Origin of the sequence: Mucilaginibacter sp. P25, assembly GCF_050859465.1 — a bacterium.
GTDB lineage: Bacteria > Bacteroidota > Bacteroidia > Sphingobacteriales > Sphingobacteriaceae > Mucilaginibacter > Mucilaginibacter gossypii.
In genome coordinates this window covers 1,516,405-1,532,275 of sequence record NZ_CP193937.1, presented here as the reverse complement: position 1 = coordinate 1,532,275, position 15,871 = coordinate 1,516,405, and the positions used below count along the sequence as shown (strand labels likewise).

The 15,871-nt window shown below is 44.6% G+C and carries 12 protein-coding genes and 2 pseudogenes; 8 read left to right on the top strand and 6 right to left on the bottom strand.

What is annotated here, in order from left to right; translation table 11 throughout:
- Window positions 1-235: 235 nt before the first annotated feature.
- A pseudogene (locus ACRQ5D_RS08050) lies at window positions 236-1,790 on the top strand (PglZ domain-containing protein).
- Between the two features lie 145 nt (window positions 1,791-1,935).
- On the opposite strand, the gene ACRQ5D_RS08045 reads toward ACRQ5D_RS08050, so the two are convergent.
- The 3 genes from ACRQ5D_RS08045 to ACRQ5D_RS08035 all read right to left on the bottom strand — a co-directional run bounded on the left by ACRQ5D_RS08045 (window position 1,936) and on the right by ACRQ5D_RS08035 (window position 4,232).
- On the bottom strand, window positions 1,936-2,703 hold the full coding sequence (locus ACRQ5D_RS08045) for an exodeoxyribonuclease III (RefSeq protein WP_091174730.1): 768 nt from the start codon (window positions 2,701-2,703) through the stop codon (window positions 1,936-1,938).
- A 188-nt stretch (window positions 2,704-2,891) separates the two neighbouring features.
- Window positions 2,892-3,602 (bottom strand): peptidylprolyl isomerase, encoded by a 711-nt coding sequence (locus ACRQ5D_RS08040; RefSeq protein WP_091174728.1) that lies wholly within the window; start codon window positions 3,600-3,602, stop codon window positions 2,892-2,894.
- A 279-nt stretch (window positions 3,603-3,881) separates the two neighbouring features.
- On the bottom strand, window positions 3,882-4,232 hold the full coding sequence (locus ACRQ5D_RS08035; protein WP_091176622.1) for a hypothetical protein: 351 nt from the start codon (window positions 4,230-4,232) through the stop codon (window positions 3,882-3,884).
- A 291-nt stretch (window positions 4,233-4,523) separates the two neighbouring features.
- On the opposite strand from ACRQ5D_RS08035, the gene ACRQ5D_RS08030 reads away from it, so the two are divergent.
- The 6 genes and pseudogenes from ACRQ5D_RS08030 to ACRQ5D_RS08005 all read left to right on the top strand — a co-directional run bounded on the left by ACRQ5D_RS08030 (window position 4,524) and on the right by ACRQ5D_RS08005 (window position 11,211).
- Complete coding sequence (locus ACRQ5D_RS08030) at window positions 4,524-4,847, top strand: hypothetical protein (RefSeq protein WP_143020927.1); 324 nt, start codon at window positions 4,524-4,526, stop codon at window positions 4,845-4,847.
- Window positions 4,848-4,920: 73 nt separating this feature from the next.
- The gene (locus ACRQ5D_RS08025; RefSeq protein WP_091176617.1) at window positions 4,921-7,242 is read left to right on the top strand and encodes a TonB-dependent receptor; all 2,322 of its coding nucleotides are present in this window, start codon (window positions 4,921-4,923) and stop codon (window positions 7,240-7,242) included.
- 472 nt (window positions 7,243-7,714) lie between these two features.
- The gene (gene tsaE, locus ACRQ5D_RS08020) at window positions 7,715-8,131 is read left to right on the top strand and encodes a tRNA (adenosine(37)-N6)-threonylcarbamoyltransferase complex ATPase subunit type 1 TsaE (RefSeq protein WP_090532637.1); all 417 of its coding nucleotides are present in this window, start codon (window positions 7,715-7,717) and stop codon (window positions 8,129-8,131) included.
- 53 nt (window positions 8,132-8,184) lie between these two features.
- The gene (locus ACRQ5D_RS08015) at window positions 8,185-9,411 is read left to right on the top strand and encodes an alanine dehydrogenase (RefSeq protein WP_091176613.1); all 1,227 of its coding nucleotides are present in this window, start codon (window positions 8,185-8,187) and stop codon (window positions 9,409-9,411) included.
- Window positions 9,412-9,420: 9 nt separating this feature from the next.
- Window positions 9,421-10,104, top strand: a complete 684-nt coding sequence (locus ACRQ5D_RS08010; protein WP_091176609.1) for a M15 family metallopeptidase — start codon at window positions 9,421-9,423, stop codon at window positions 10,102-10,104.
- A gap of 109 nt (window positions 10,105-10,213) precedes the next feature.
- A pseudogene (locus tag ACRQ5D_RS08005) lies at window positions 10,214-11,211 on the top strand (YihY/virulence factor BrkB family protein).
- Window positions 11,212-11,549: 338 nt separating this feature from the next.
- Here the strand turns inward: ACRQ5D_RS08005 and hisS are convergent.
- The 3 genes from hisS to ACRQ5D_RS07990 all read right to left on the bottom strand — a co-directional run bounded on the left by hisS (window position 11,550) and on the right by ACRQ5D_RS07990 (window position 14,243).
- Window positions 11,550-12,926 (bottom strand): histidine--tRNA ligase, encoded by a 1,377-nt coding sequence (gene hisS / locus ACRQ5D_RS08000; RefSeq protein WP_431199371.1) that lies wholly within the window; start codon window positions 12,924-12,926, stop codon window positions 11,550-11,552.
- Window positions 12,927-13,194: 268 nt separating this feature from the next.
- Window positions 13,195-13,881 carry a hypothetical protein gene (locus tag ACRQ5D_RS07995; RefSeq protein WP_432328634.1) on the bottom strand — a complete coding sequence of 229 codons (687 nt, stop codon included), beginning with the start codon at window positions 13,879-13,881 and terminating at the stop codon, window positions 13,195-13,197.
- Complete coding sequence (locus ACRQ5D_RS07990; RefSeq protein ID WP_432328633.1) at window positions 13,878-14,243, bottom strand: hypothetical protein; 366 nt, start codon at window positions 14,241-14,243, stop codon at window positions 13,878-13,880. The genes ACRQ5D_RS07995 and ACRQ5D_RS07990 overlap by 4 nt, the downstream gene beginning before the upstream one ends.
- A 960-nt stretch (window positions 14,244-15,203) precedes the next feature.
- Here ACRQ5D_RS07990 and ACRQ5D_RS07985 point away from each other — a divergent pair.
- Window positions 15,204-15,866, top strand: a complete 663-nt coding sequence (locus ACRQ5D_RS07985) for a 3-keto-disaccharide hydrolase (protein ID WP_208102382.1) — start codon at window positions 15,204-15,206, stop codon at window positions 15,864-15,866.
- Window positions 15,867-15,871 lie beyond the last annotated feature (5 nt).

Genomic DNA, 15,871 nt, shown 5'->3' with positions numbered 1-15,871 from the left:
AAACAAAGGTAAAATAAGCGCGACAGGTTTGTTAAATTTTGTTAATACCTTTACTGAATAACAACAAAAGCATCTATTTGGGGTTTACTGTCTGAATCAGAATTCATAGAATTTTAGGATTCACAGAATTTAATGGTAAAAAATTGATATTTGAAAAGCATTTAACCTTATACCGGATCATTCTGAAAGTTTTTAAATTCTGAAAATTCTGATTCAGAAATTTAATATACATATTATGCAAGACACCACCATTTTATGGGCCGATGACAGAAATTGACCTGCTAAGACCACATATACTTTTCCTGGGCGAAAAGGGCTATAAAGTAACCACTGTTACCAATGGCTACGACGCCGTCGACTCTTTTAAGAACAATTATTTCGACCTGGTTTTCCTGGATGAGAACATGCCCGGCCTTACCGGCCTGGAAACTCTGCAGCAGATCAAGAACATCAACAATGATGTGCCCATTGTGCTGATCACCAAAAATGAGGAAGAGTACCTGATGGAAGATGCCATCGGTTCAAAAATAGACGACTACCTGATTAAGCCGGTACACCCTAAGCAAATCCTGCTTACTATAAAAAAACTGACCGAAAACAAACGCCTCGTTACCGAAAAAACCACCATGGCCTACCAGATGGATTTCCGTACACTGGGCATGACCCTTAACGAAAACCTGAGCCACCAGGAATGGGTTGACGTTTACAAGAAACTGATCTACTGGGAGCTTGAGCTGGAAAAGCTGGAAGATGCCGGCATGCACGAGATCCTGACGCTGCAAAAGGCAGAAGCAAATATGCAGTTTTGCAAGTTTGTGGAGCGCAACTACCTTAACTGGATCAAAAACCCGGACCTGGCGCCAATCTCATCGCCGCAGTTATTTAAAAAGAAGGTATTCCCTAAGCTGGATGGCAAAGGGCCTTTGTTTTTTATATTGATAGATAACCTGCGGTATGATCAGTTTAAGATCATTAACCCAATTATTTCCGAATATTTCAGACTGGAGGAAGAGGACACTTATTATAGTATCCTGCCAACAGCTACGCAATACGCCCGTAATTCCATTTTTTCGGGGCTGATGCCTTTGGATATGGAGCGCCGCTATCCATCTATGTGGCAAAACGACGAGGATGAAGGCGGCAAGAACTTGTACGAAGCCGAGTTTTTAGCCGACCACCTGAAACGTGTGCTGCGAAAGGATTGCAAACACTCATACCATAAGATCCTGAATATTGACGAAGGCCGCGCGCTGAATGAGTCGGTGAATAACCTCATGAACAACGAGCTTAACGTGGTGGTATATAACTTTGTGGATATGCTTTCGCATGCCCGTACAGATATGCAGATGATCCGCGAGCTGGCAAGTGATGATGCTGCTTACCGTTCATTAACCCTGTCGTGGTTTGAGCACTCCCCGTTGTTCGACCTGCTGAAATATCTCGCACAAAAACAGGTACGTGTTATCATTACTACCGATCATGGTACCATCCGCGTAAAAAACCCGAGCAAAATTGTGGGCGACAGGAACACTAACACCAACCTGCGCTATAAACAAGGCAAAAACCTTAACTATAATGCCAAGGAGGTTTTCCATATCCGCAACCCGCATGATGCCATGCTGCCAAGGCTGCACATTAGCTCAAGCTTTGTTTTTGCCAAGGAAGACAGCTATTTCGTATACCCGAACAACTACAACCACTTTGTGAATTTCTATAATGAAACTTTCCAGCACGGAGGGATCTCGTTAGAGGAAATGATAGTACCGGTGGTTACTTACGGGCCTAAGTAAACCCATTAATGTCATTGCGAGCGTAGCGCGGCAATCGCGTAGCTATACAGGGCGTATATGCTTCCGTGCGATTGCCGCGCTACGCTCGCAATGACATTTTTTAATATTTCTTAAAGTCTCCCCTTCAGGGGAGATTTAGAGGGGCTTAAAACTCCAATTCCAGCAATACCGGGCAATGATCGGAGTGCTTGGCCTCCGGCAATATGGCCGCGCGGCGGATCTTATCTTCAAGCGGGGTGCTGGCCATGGCGTAATCAATACGCCAGCCTAAGTTTTTACCGCGTGATCCGGCGCGGAAGCTCCACCAGGTATAATTATGCGGTTCTTTGTTCAGGTGGCGGAAGGTATCTATAAATCCGCCTTCAATAAAGTTCTCCATCCATTCACGTTCCTCCGGTAAAAAGCCCGATGAGTTGGCGTTTGATTTTGGATTGTGAATATCAATAGGGCGGTGACAAATGTTATAGTCGCCGCAAACCACCAGGTTAGGGCGCTCCACTTTAAGCAGGGTAAGGTACTTGCCAAACTCATCTAAAAAACGGTATTTAAAAACCTGCCGGTCGTCACCGCTTGAACCCGATGGAAAATAAACGCTCATCACCGAAACCTCATCAAAGTCAACTCGGATGCAGCGCCCTTCACGATCAAAGTCAGGAATACCACAGCCGTACTCAATATGCTTGGGCAATATTTTGGTAAAAATGGCTGTTCCGCTGTAGCCTTTCTTTTCGGCCGGGAACCAGTAGTGCTGATAGCCCATCTGATCTACCAAACCCAGATCAGTCAATACATCTGGCGTGGCTTTAATCTCCTGCAAACAAACAACATCGGCGTCAGTAGCTTGCAGCCAGGCCAGCCAACCCTTGTTTATTGCCGAACGGATACCATTAACGTTATATGTAAGTATTTTCATTTGAGATTTCGGATGTTCGATTTCGGAATTAACTGCGATTTAAAATCACGAAATTACAACAAAATTGTCATTTCGATAGAGCAGAGACGGGGTCTTAGCGACGGGGCGAAAGAGAAACCTTATACGCCCAGTATAGTTTAATTTGCATGGCGTATAAGATTTCTCCCTTCGGTCGAAAAGACAACTTTTTATTTTTTTGCGGGAAAAAGAATAGCATCCAACTGCCTGCATTCCTTTTTGCTTAGCAACTCAACCGTCATAGGCACATCAGCATTGGGACGATCATTGGCATCCTTTTTTACGGCAGCAATCCTATCAACTATATCAATCCCTGAAACAACCTCGCCAAAAACGGTATAATTTTGATCAAGGTGTGGCGAACCGCCGACTGATTTATACCATTCCCGCTGCCATGCCGGGATCTTGCGGCCTTTAAGCCGGGTATTTTCCAGTGTATCCAGTTTGCCGTCGGTAAAGCGTTTGCCTTCCACAATATAAAACTGGCAGCCGCTCGACTCTTTTTTGGGATTATCATCACGGGCGGCAGCAAGTACGCCGCGTTTATGAAACAAGCTGTCGCGAAATTCGGCCGGGAGGGTATAACCCACATCGCCATTGCCCAGTTCAGCGCCGGGTTTTGCTTTTACCGGGTCTTTTGAATCCGGGTCGCCGCCCTGGATCATGAAATTCTGGATCACGCGGTGAAACAGCGTACCATTATAAAATCCCTTTTTGGTTAGTTTGATAAAGTTATCGCGGTGCAAAGGCGTTTCATTATACAGGCGAAGGATACAATCGCCATAAACCGTATGGATACGCACATACTGATTTTTAGGCGGCCCGGCAAACGCGGCTGTAAAGGTTAATAAAAGAATGCTTAGGGTAAAAAGTTTCTTCATGTATGGCCGTTGATTGTTTTCGATTTCGCTGATTGCGTTGATTTTTTTATTGATGAAGATAGATTATTTGTTCCGAATCTTCTAATTCCCTCCTCGGGATCAATTAAAGGGGTAAAAAGCTGGGAAATGTGCGATTCCCCTCTTGAGAGGGGGCGGAGGGGTGTGTTTATGCTTTGATAAGCCAATCGCAGAAACACACCCCTGCTATCGCTCTTCCCTCCGCGCCCCCTCTCAAGAGGGGAATTATAAAGCCCTGTTATCAACCCAATAAACCACTCACTATTCTGCCCCATCCATCTCCTCAAAGTAATTTACAATGAGCGATTTCATCATCATTTCCTGTTCAAGCAGGGTATAGTTCGGGATTACTTTTACGCGTTTCCAGTGTGGCCAGCCATCCTGGTCAAGGCCTTCAAGCTCGTAAAAACCCATCATGCTCATTAAGCGGCAGGTTGCGATATGCATCAGCTCTTCCTTTTGGCGCTTGCTGAACTTACGCGGCCCCTGGCCCAGCTCCTGTACCCCGATCAAAAAAAGCATCACCTTTATATCGGGCTTTTCGTTATCAAAATCGTCAGCTATCCGCTGCTGCAGCACATCCCATTTTTTATTAATCTCAGCAGGTGTCATATTTGGCAAAGATAGATTAGTTCATGGTTCATAGTTGATGGTTCATAGTAAAAATCTGGCAAATGGCTTTTTCCTAACAAACGCCAAAGCCATGACCTATCATTTTATGTTAGTTCATGGTTCATAGATGATAGTTCATAGTAAAATGTGCAATGTGGCCTTTTTCTATCAAACACTAAACCATGAACCATCATCTATGAACTATAAACACCACATTATTGTTACAATGTTGCATTAATATTCTCGTTTTAATACTTATTTTTGCCGTATTCCGTTAAAGGGATGTTGACTGTGAAAAAAAACCGCTTACATATTGTATTTGCGTGGCTGCTGCTTGTTTGCTTTGCGGCCGGGCAATATATGGTTTATTCGCACCAGCACGCGTTGATCAAGGGAATTACCAAACACAGCCATATGGCTGTTGGTCAGCAAACTGTTAAAGAAAAATGTTTGCTGTGCGATGCCATGCACCATACCGATGCTGTGGCCGTTAGCAACAGTTCATTTTTTATCCCTCTTGTAACTTCTGATCATTTTTTTAAACCCGGCGATTACAATTTTGTAAGCCTTGCGCTTATCCTTGCCGCCGGCCGCGCCCCTCCGGTTATTGCTTAAGGTTACCTTACTCTTTCCTCAAAACATAGCCGTTGTTAATAACGGTATTTATTGATTTTCTTAATCTTTTATCATGAAATTAAAGCTTATAAGCTTCATTATATTGCTGTTGGTGCAGGCTTCCGCATTTGCAGATGTTATTATTGTTAAAGGCCGAGTGGTCGACGCGCAATCAAAACAAACCTTACCGGGTGCTGTGATTACTATCCCCGAATTAAAAATATCTGCCATCACCGATCCTAATGGCGAGTTTTCCTTTAAATCATTACCCAACAGGGGCAGGTTCCTGTTCTCGATAGAATATGTGGGTTATAAATCCCTTACCAAAATAGTTGATCTTTCGGCCGGCACTCCGCTGGTTTTTGAATTGCAGTCGAGTATTATCGAAACCCACGAAGTGGTTATTACCGGCACAGCTATCAGCGCTAATAATAAACAAAACAGCACGTCAGTATCAGCTGTGGGGCGCGATGGCTTGTTAAGACAGTCAACCAACCTCATCGACGCACTTGCACACCAGGTGCCGGGCATGTCACAGATCACTACCGGCCCCTCTATTTCCAAACCGGTTATCCGCGGCTTAAGCTATAATCGTGTAGTTACTTTGAGCGACGGGGTTAAACAACAAGGGCAGCAATGGGGCGATGAACACGGTATTGAGATTGATCAATACAGCTCGGACAGAGTAGAGGTGCTTCGCGGGGCAGCTTCACTGCTATACGGATCAGACGCGCTGGGCGGTGTTATAAACCTGCTTGAACCACTTACCCCGCCCGACGGGCAGATCAAAGGTGAGTTTTTAACCAACTACTCCACCAACAACGGCCTAACCGGAACTTCATTGATGCTTACCGGTAACGAAAACGGACTGGTATGGCGTGCCCGCGGCAGCTACAAAAACGCCTACTCCTTTAAAACGCCAGACTACTATTTCCCTAACTCCGGTTTTAATGAAACCGACCTGAGCGGCATGATCGGTCTTAATAAATCGTGGGGTTACTCGCATATCAACCTTAGCTATTTTAAAAACAATATCGGTTTTTACGATCCGGAGCCTGCTAATGGTCTCAACTTTTTGCATGACGATGGCACACCGTTTACGCAGGATGAATATAAAAGCCGCACGCTTGAATACCCTAAACAGGATATCCGTCATTATAAAATAAACTGGGATAACAACTTCATTACCGAAGGGGGCAACCTGAAAGTGAACCTCGGCTACCAGAAAAACCAACGCCGCGAGCTCGACGGACCGGATCCTTCCCTATTCTTTGATTTGAATACGTACTCGGGCGATGTAAAATATTATGTTACCGAAGCAAACGGATGGCAACCTGTTTTTGGCGCGAGTTCGGACATCGGCCATAGTTTAAACAAAGGCTCGGAGTTTTTGATCCCGGCTTATGATACTTATGGCGTGGGCGCTTTCGCATACATCAAAAAAACCTGGGATAAAAACACCTTTAATGCCGGTATCAGGTACGATTATCGTAAAAACAAGGGCAAAGGCCTGGTTGAGGATGGCGAAGCCAAATTTACCCCCTTTACCAACAAATTTTCGAACATAAGCGGAGCGTTGGGTTATACGCATGAGTTTAATGACAATTTGAATTTCAAGGCCAACGCCGGCTCGGCTTTCCGTGCGCCAAACCCGGCCGAACTTGGCTCCAACGGTGTACATGAAGGTACTTTCCGCTATGAAATAGGCAACCCTAACCTGGCGCCTGAAAGAAGTTACCAGGTTGACGCTACCATGCAATACGACGACAAAATTGTAAGTGCCAGTTTAGGGATCTATGAAAACTATATCCACAACTTTATTTATGCGTCGCACAAACAGGGGGATGTAGCACAGGCCGTAAACGGAGCCGGTAGCCCGAGCCAGTTTGATGTATACCGTTACAACCAGGTTAATGCTAACCTGTATGGCGTCGAAGGTAACTTTACCCTGCACCCGGTAAGCTTCATTCATTTTGAAAATACCTTTGGTTATACTTATGCCCGAAACAACACGCTCGACAGGCCGCTGGCGTTCATCCCTGCAGGTACGCTGAAAAATACGCTGCGTTTTGAGCCAACTATTAAAGGGGTGAAACAATCATACATTTCGGTAGGTATTGATAATTTCTTTAACCAGTACCGTTATGATTCCGCTTTTGAAACCGGCACCAAAGGCTACACGCTATTAAATGCCGGCCTGGGCACAACGGTTAACTTTGGCAAACAACCAGTTAAACTGTATGTATCGGGTAATAACCTGGCCAACATCAAGTACTACGACGCGCTTAGCCGTCTTAAGCCCGGTCGTATAAGTTCGGAAGATCCGGAATTTGGCATTTATAACATGGGGCGCAATATTACCTTCGGTATTTATTTGCCATTATCCATCAATTAATCATTAATGATATTTTATATAAAAAGTCCTGCTGCCCGGCGGGACTTTTTATTTTCCTGTAAGAGCGATAAGATGCAAGGGTTTTTTTAAAGCATTGACAGCTAATTTATAATTTAGGGATTTTGAGTATTTTTGGGCAAATAAAAAGATGTCGTGGGGAGTAATCACCGGGGGAGTTCCTGAAAAACCGTGATGGCGTATTAGATAGGCTTTAGCGATGATGTGCGGGGGCAGCGTTAGTGATACTAGCGGATACCGGCCTTGTGGCTAATGCTTGTGCAGTATGAGCGGATAGCACGGGCCGCAGGCAACGCCCACATTACTATCGATCAAAAAAATATATTTAATAATCAATAATTTACGATCACGTCATTATAAAAAACAATCACACGCAAGCACAGCTGCTCTCTGTAGTATGCGGTTGCCACGCTGCGCTCGCAAAATGACATGGTATAGAAAAAAATTATAACACGTGCAACTATCTGTAAATTCAACATCTCAATTACCGCAGGCTGCCGAAGCCATCCTGGCCAACTCGGCAGGGAATAAAATTTTTCTTTTTTATGGCGAAATGGGGGCGGGCAAAACAACGCTCATCAAAGCTTTATGCGAAGAACTTGGCGTAACAGAACAGGCAACCAGTCCGACGTTTTCAATCGTAAACGAATACACCGGCCGCGACAGCAGGATCTTTCATTTTGATTTCTATCGCCTTAAAAATCAAACAGAAGCATTGGATATGGGCTATGAGGAATATTTTTACAGCGATGCCTACTGCTTTATTGAGTGGCCCGAAAAAATTCCCGACCTGCTGCCGAACCGTTACACCAACATCCGGATCCGGGTTTTGGACAGCACCTCGCGCAGCATCAGCATGGAAAATATTTAGTTTTATCATACATCGTTTTTTCTTATCTTCAACAGCCTTAAAAAAAACACATCATGAGTTCAGGGATATATAGCGGGTTTTCGGATATTGCCAAGCAAGCAATGTTGCAGCCCCAGGAGTCGTTGCTGGAGGTAAAAAGCAAAAAGAACAAGCTATACATCGGCATTCCCAAGGAGGTTTCCTTCCAGGAAAACCGTGTGCCCTTGACCCCGCTGTCGGTAGCGCTGCTGGTTAATAACGGCCACGAAGTGATGCTGGAGAGTAATGCCGGGCAGGCCGCCAATTTTTCGGATAAGGATTACAGTGAACAGGGCGCGCAGATAGTATATGATACCAAAAAGGTTTACGAGGCCGATATCATTATTAAAATAGCCCCTCCTACCACTCATGAAATTGAGCTGATGAAGCCCGGGCAGCTTCTGATCTCTACCCTTCAAATCGCTACGCTCAAGGCCGAAAGCATTCAGGCGCTGATGGCCAAAAAGATCACCGCGCTAAGTTTTGAGCATTTGCGCGATGAGGGCAATACCCTTACGGTGGTGAGGGCTATGAGCGAAATTGTGGGCGCTACTTCCATACTTATAGCAGCCGAATATTTAAGCAACGTTTTTGAAGGCAAAGGCCTGATGCTGGGCGGTATAACCGGCGTTCCGCCAACCGAAATTGTGATTCTGGGTGCCGGAACCGTGGGCGAATACGCGGCACGCACCGCCATATCATTGGGTGCCGAGGTTAAGGTGTTCGATCCGTCGATATACAAGCTCCGGCGCCTGCAAAACAATATCGGCAACCGCGTTTTCACTTCGGTGGTACAGCCTATTGTATTGGAAAAAGCCATCACCACCTGCGATGTGGCTATAGGGGCGCTCCGTGCCGAAGATGGCCGCAGCCCCTGTATTATATCCGAGGAAACCGTTAGCCGCATGAAACGCGACTCGGTGATCATTGATGTAAGTATTGACCAGGGAGGTTGCTTTGAAACATCCGAAGTTACCAATCATACCCACCCCGTTTTTCGCAAATATGATGTAATTCATTATTGTGTGCCTAACATCGCATCGCGTGTGGCCCGTACCGCTACCTATGCGCTCACCAATATTTTTGCACCTATACTGCTTGATATTGGCGATATGGGCGGCATCAAAAACCTCATCTGGCAAAAATCGGGGGTGCGTAACGCGGTTTATATTTACCAGGGCCAGCTTACCAATAAACACATTGGCGAGCGTTTCTCGATCCCCTGCAAAGACCTCGATTTGCTGATCGTATCGCACAGGTAAACTGATAATATGAATCATCGATATTTGATATTGCTGATGTTTGTAGCGTGTACTTTGCGTGTTAATGCGCAGCACTATAAATATATCGACAGTGCAAAAATTTATGGTATTGCCCGCTATAAACTACAGGTTAAAGCAAACCCGGATAAACAGCTGGTTGAAATAAAGAAATATATCCCCGAAATTATCTTAGACCTGCGGTATGCTACAACTAACAATTTTATGCGCCGCCGTATGTACACAACGGCCAAAGCTTATGCAAGGCTTCCGGTTGTAAAAGCGCTTCAGCAGGTTGAAGCCGAATTAAAAATGCAGGGTCTTGGCCTTAAAATTTATGATGCCTATCGGCCATATTCGGTTACCGTTAATTTTTATGAAATGGCCCCCGATACCAATTTTGTAGCCGATCCGCGCAAAGGCTCAAAGCATAACCGTGGTTGCGCTATTGACCTTTCCCTTATCAACATTAAAACCGGAAAAGAACTGGATATGCCAACCGGCTTTGATAGCTTTAGCCGTAAGACCGGGGCAAACTATATGGATTTACCGCCGCAGCAAATTACAAACCGCGAATTATTAAAAACGATAATGGCCAAATACGGCTTCAGGGTGATCTCAACCGAATGGTGGCATTATGACTTTACGGGCTGGGAAAAATATGAGCTGCTGGATATTCCGGTACAGGCCCTATAAATATTTTAAGCCCGTCCAAAACTCACAACTTTTATTTAATTAGCCCTACAAAAGGCATCAATATTGCTTAACCATTCACGAATAAGCATTAATCTACAAAAACACAGGCATGAAGTTTTTAAGCAAAGCATACTTTAAACAACTATGGAAGGTGTTGCTGGCATCGTTCACGGGCTTTTCAAAAGATAATGGCTTAAAATTAAGCGCCTCGCTGGCTTACTACACCGTTTTTTCAATTGCCCCTTTATTGATTATAGTAATATCTGTAGCCGGCCTGGTTTTTGGACAGGATGCCGCAACCGAGCGGTTGTATCCCGAAATTGTTCGTTATGTTGGTAAAACACCTGCAGCACAAATTCAGGATGCGTTAAAACACCTTGCGCTATCCGGGAAATCGGGCATAGCAGTTGTTATTGGTGTGGTTACGCTTTTATTGGGCGCGAGCAGTATTTTTATCGAGATCCAGGATTCGCTTAATATGATCTGGAGGGTTAAAGCCAAGCCTAAAAGCGGCTGGATGCAATTGCTGAAAAACCGGTTTGTGTCCTTTTCGCTCATCATTAGCCTGGGCTTCCTGTTGCTGGCATCGCTTATTATCAACCTGGTCATAAGTGCCCTGAAGGATCAGATCCAGCATTTTTTCCCGGTATCGATTCTTTTACGAAAGTATTTGTCCAGGCGTTAAACCTGGGCATCACCCTGGTGGTGATCACTACCTTGTTTGGCATCATATTCAAGTTTTTGCCCGATGTTAAAATCAAATGGCGGGATGTGCGCAGCGGCGCGGTATTTACAGCTATCCTGTTTATGATAGGGCAGTATCTGATCAGCCTTTATATCCAATATACAGCGCAAGGGTCGGCATACGGCGCGGCGGGTTCTATTATTGTGATATTGGTTTGGATCTATTATACATCGGCCATATTGTACATCGGTGCCGAGTTTACCCAGGTATTTGCGGAGGCCAGCGGTAGCCATATCGAGCCCGCAGATTATGCCGTTCATGTTCAGCAAACCGAGGTTGAACACCGCGTAAAAACCCTTCCACCTCAAAACCCGCAGCTTGAAGGGCATTTGAAAAAGAATGAGGGAGAGAAAAAGGGATAGTAAACATTACATATACCTGCCGTCATGCCGAATTTATTTCGGCACCCCATAGGACAGATGGCCGTTTTGCTTAGCATGGCCGCTTAGCGAGTGGGGTGCTGAAACAAGTTCAGCATGACCTTGTTTTTTATTATGTCATGGGCGGCCTATCGAAGCATGTCGGGTAGGGCTCTGCGCGCGACCCTTCGATTGGCTGCATGACATGTTGTAGAATCCAGACTTACGAAGTTTTCAAAACTTCGTAAGTCTTCCCCGGATTTGTCATTTGCCTAAACTATAAAAGGAAATGAAAATACGCTGCGTACAAAATCAAATTCCGCCAATCCAAGAAAAACCGTTTAATCCCGGTTCAGTTTTGCTGCAATCTCATCCGCCGTCAATTTTTCCTGAACCCCGCTTGCCATGTCTTTAAATGTCAATAACCCGGTTTGCATTTCATCACCGCCGATAACTACCACATAAGGGATGTTTTTGTTGTTAGCGTACTCCATCTGCTTTTTGATTTTCGCACCTGCGGGATAGAGTTCGGTGTTGATATTATGGCGACGGAGCCGCTGTAATAGAGGTAAGCTATAAAGTTCGCCTTCTTTATCGAAATTGCATATAAGTACCTGCGTGGTTTGATTGCTGCCGGCCGGGAAAAGGTTTAGCTCTTCCAGTACGTCATAGATCCTGTCGGCCCCAAAGGAGATCCCTGCGCCGGTAAGGCCTTTTAAGCCAAACATGCCGGTAAGGTCGTCATAACGTCCGCCGCCGCCGATACTGCCCATATTTACTTCGTTGGTTTTCACCTCGAAGATGGCGCCGGTATAATAGTTTAAGCCGCGCGCAAGGGTAATATCCAATTCAAGCTTAGCGGTTTGAAGCGGGCAACGTTCTATATAGCCGAAAACGGTTTCTATTTCGTCGCAGCCTTTTAAGCCGATCTCTGATTGGGCTAATGCTTCACGAAGGCTTGCCAGCTTTTCGGTGTTGTTGCCTTCCAACAGGATAACAGGTTTTAGTTTGTCGATATCGGCATCGGTAAAACCTTTTTCAAGCAGTTCTTTAATCACGCCATCAAGGCCGATTTTGTCAAGCTTATCAATAGCTACAGTCAAATCAATGATGTTATCAGCTTTGTCTATAACTTGTGCAATTCCTGATAGTATTTTTCTATTGTTGATCTTTATGCTGAAATCTTTAAGGCCAAGTTTGGTTAAAGCTTCATCATAGATCATAATAAACTCGGCTTCGTTCAGTAGTGAATCAGAACCTACCACATCCGCATCGCATTGGTAAAACTCACGGTAACGGCCACGTTGGGGCCTGTCGGCACGCCAAACCGGCTGCACCTGGAAACGTTTGAACGGAAAAGTGATCTCGTTTTGGTGTTGAACTACGTAACGGGCAAAAGGCACGGTTAGGTCGTAGCGTAGGGCTTTTTCGGAGATAGCAGGCGCAACAGAATTAGAATTGCGTTCAATAAGTTTTTGTTCGTCAACCTTGGCCAGATAATCACCGCTGTTAAGTACTTTAAATATCAGCTTATCCCCTTCTTCGCCATATTTCCCCATTAAGGTTGATGAGTTTTCCATGGTGGGTGTTTCTATCTGCTGATAGCCATATTTGCGGAAAACGGATTTAATGGTGTCGAAAATATAATTGCGTTTCACCATTTCGGCGGGTGAAAAATCGCGGGTGCCTTTGGGTACTGATGGTTTAATGGATGCCATGCGGCAAATGTACAAAAAAGAGGGCTATGCGATGGATTGTCGTGTCGGTTACTAAGCATGCGGGCCACAAGCCGGGAGGCTTGCGGCAGCGATTAAAAAGAGAAGCGGTTTCGCCTGCGAAACCGCTTCTCTTTTCCCCTTTGCTAACGCCCGGCTCTTGCCGGGTGTTGACTATCAAACGGCCTCTGGCCGCCGAAGCCCCGTTATACAGGCCAGAGGCCTGGAAATAGTTGCCACCCGGCTGGAGCCGAGCGCCTGCGTAGTTTTTTTACTTATGTGTATGAAAACTCAGGCTTGTTGCAAAGCCAATGGTAACATACCCATAGCTATCTTCAAAAAACTGGTTGTAATCATCCTGTCCACGGTAGCCACCGCCAACCATAAGGGCAGCATCAGGCATAAAGGGAAACTGGTAATAGTATTTCAGGCTCACGTTTAAGCGTTTCTTGAAATCAAAGGTTGAGTAATTATCGTACTTATCGACAATATAGGTAAAGTCGAACCGGATGCGCTGCCAGTTTTGGTATACTTTTTTGTTCTTATCAATAGGGTCGGTATAGGCTTTGGCGAAGTTGTACATACGACTACCATTAATGCGGATAAAGCCATAATGATCTTTCAAGCCTTCGGACAGGCCAAGGTTGAATAAACCGGCGTGGACCTCTAAACCCAGGTTATCATAACGGTTGATGATCAGGTCTTTTTTATCGAAGCGTTTACCGCTGTAATAAGTTAAAGTATAAAAGTTGGTGGTGAACTTGCCGCTATCCCGGTTAAAGCTGCCGTCGGGATTAAGTGATGGTCCGCGTACGCCGTTGGAATGATGCGAGTAACCGAACGAAAAGAACTTTGGATTGTAAGTGTCCTCGTTCACCCTGAAATACACCGTACCGCCCGGCATAAAGCTTGGCGATTTTACCGGTGCCCCGTGTGAGGCCAGCAGGCGGATCTTCACCCGTGGGGTAAACACAAAAAGAAACGCGACTTTGGCGTGCTGAATAAAACGAAGTTCGGCGCCAGGTCGGCAGTGAGCTGGGTTTTTATTTTGTTAAAGTAATCGTTTCCTCCTTCGGATACACGCAGGTTTTGCTCGTAAATGTAATCAAATGCCCGGTTAATCAGCCGCTTTTTCATCAGTGCGCTGTCGGCCAGTGTATCTGCCGGGGTAGCTGTGCGGGTATTCGCAGCCGCTGTTAAATTGTCAACAGTAATAAAAAGGAGCAGTAAGCAAATCGCTTTTAATGCAAATGTTAAACTAAAACGCCGCGTTAAACCAGATTTCTTGAAACCTGGTTTTATAAAATAAAAAGTGATCAATGTAGTAAGTGTTAAGTACCGATAATGCTTGGGTTATAGTTATTTATGATTAATCTTATGTGTTAAAATACGGTTAACCACAATGGCGCAATATTACTTATTATAAGTTTTTGTACACCGGGGGATATGTCAGGACTAAGTAAATGTATCCCTAAACACTTTCTTATGACATTGGCCAGAAATTATGAACGTTTGTTGGCTGTTTGTCAATCGGCCCGGCGCCGACGCCGGTATAGTGTTTGCTAAAGCCCGGGCTTATTTTGCCCCCTGGGCAAAACAACACCTTTCCATCCAGCATTATGGTGGCAGGATTTTGTCAGCACTCCTTATTGTTCATTCTGCTTAATCCAAAAAACTTTAAAATCCATTAAAAACAGCGAAAATAAATAGGGTTTTTCAGGCCCGCACATGAAATACCTTTGAAATACTCCTTTAGGTTTTACTAATTGATAATCAATTGTTTAAAGTTGTTTCGCTTTGTTTTTTAGGTGGCTGATTACCAATGTGTTTCATAAAAAAGCCGTTCCGCTGTTTCTCTCCCAAAAAATGGAACATTACTGTTTTTTAAAAAATACCGGCCGGCGGTTTTTCACTTTTTTGTGGGGAATCAAAAAATTGGGACACCTCATTTGTTACAATCAGGCGCCCGCTCGATGTTATCCATCTACTATAAAATGTCCATTGTAACCAAGCTTTTACCTCAGTTTTCGCAGGCTTATACTTTATTTTTGCGATAATCGTTTTAGCATTAAAAAAAGCCAATATATTTAGCCCAACCTAAAAAAATGTTCAGTTAATTTGCAATTAAAACGTTTTATCAACATACGCCCTTAAACAGTTTTATACTTTTTAAGTCAGATACCTTGTACAAAGCAAAACAATGAAACCAACAGGAGCCGCCGCAACCAACCAACGCTATTTTAATGGCGGTTCTGATACTATAAAAACAACTATAATTTTATGAAAAAAATCATGCTTGGCCTGATGGCCATCCCGGCTTTTTGCCTGTCGGTATCGGCACAAACCAAACTGTTCGATGGGAAAACCACCAATGGCTGGCACACCTACTTAAAAAAAGACGTTGTAGGCTGGAAGGTTGTTGATGGTGCTTTGCAACTCGATCCTCAGGCAGCAGAAGGTCATGGAGATCTGGTTACCGATGGCGAGTACGAAAACTACGAACTTACCTTAGAGTGGAACATTAGCAAAGAGGGTAACAGCGGTATTATTTTCGGGGTGCATGAAGACCCTCAATTTGACGCAACTTACTTAACTGGCATGGAAATGCAGGTGCTTGATAATAAAGATGCCAGCGATAACAAAAAAGCCAACCACCTTGCGGGTTCATTGTATGATATGATTGCCCCTTCAAAAGATGTATGCAAACCGGCCGGCGAATGGAACAAAGTGAAATTGCGCAAAAAAGATGGTCAGCTTACTTTCTGGCTTAATGGTACCCAAATTGTTGATGTAAAAATGGGCAGCGACGAATGGAACAAAGTATTAGCTGATAGCAAGTTTAAAAACTGGAAAGGTTTTGCCCAATATCCTAAAGGCCACATTGCTTTGCAGGATCACGGTCACCTGGTTAGCTACCGTAACATTAAATTGAAACAGCTTTAATATTT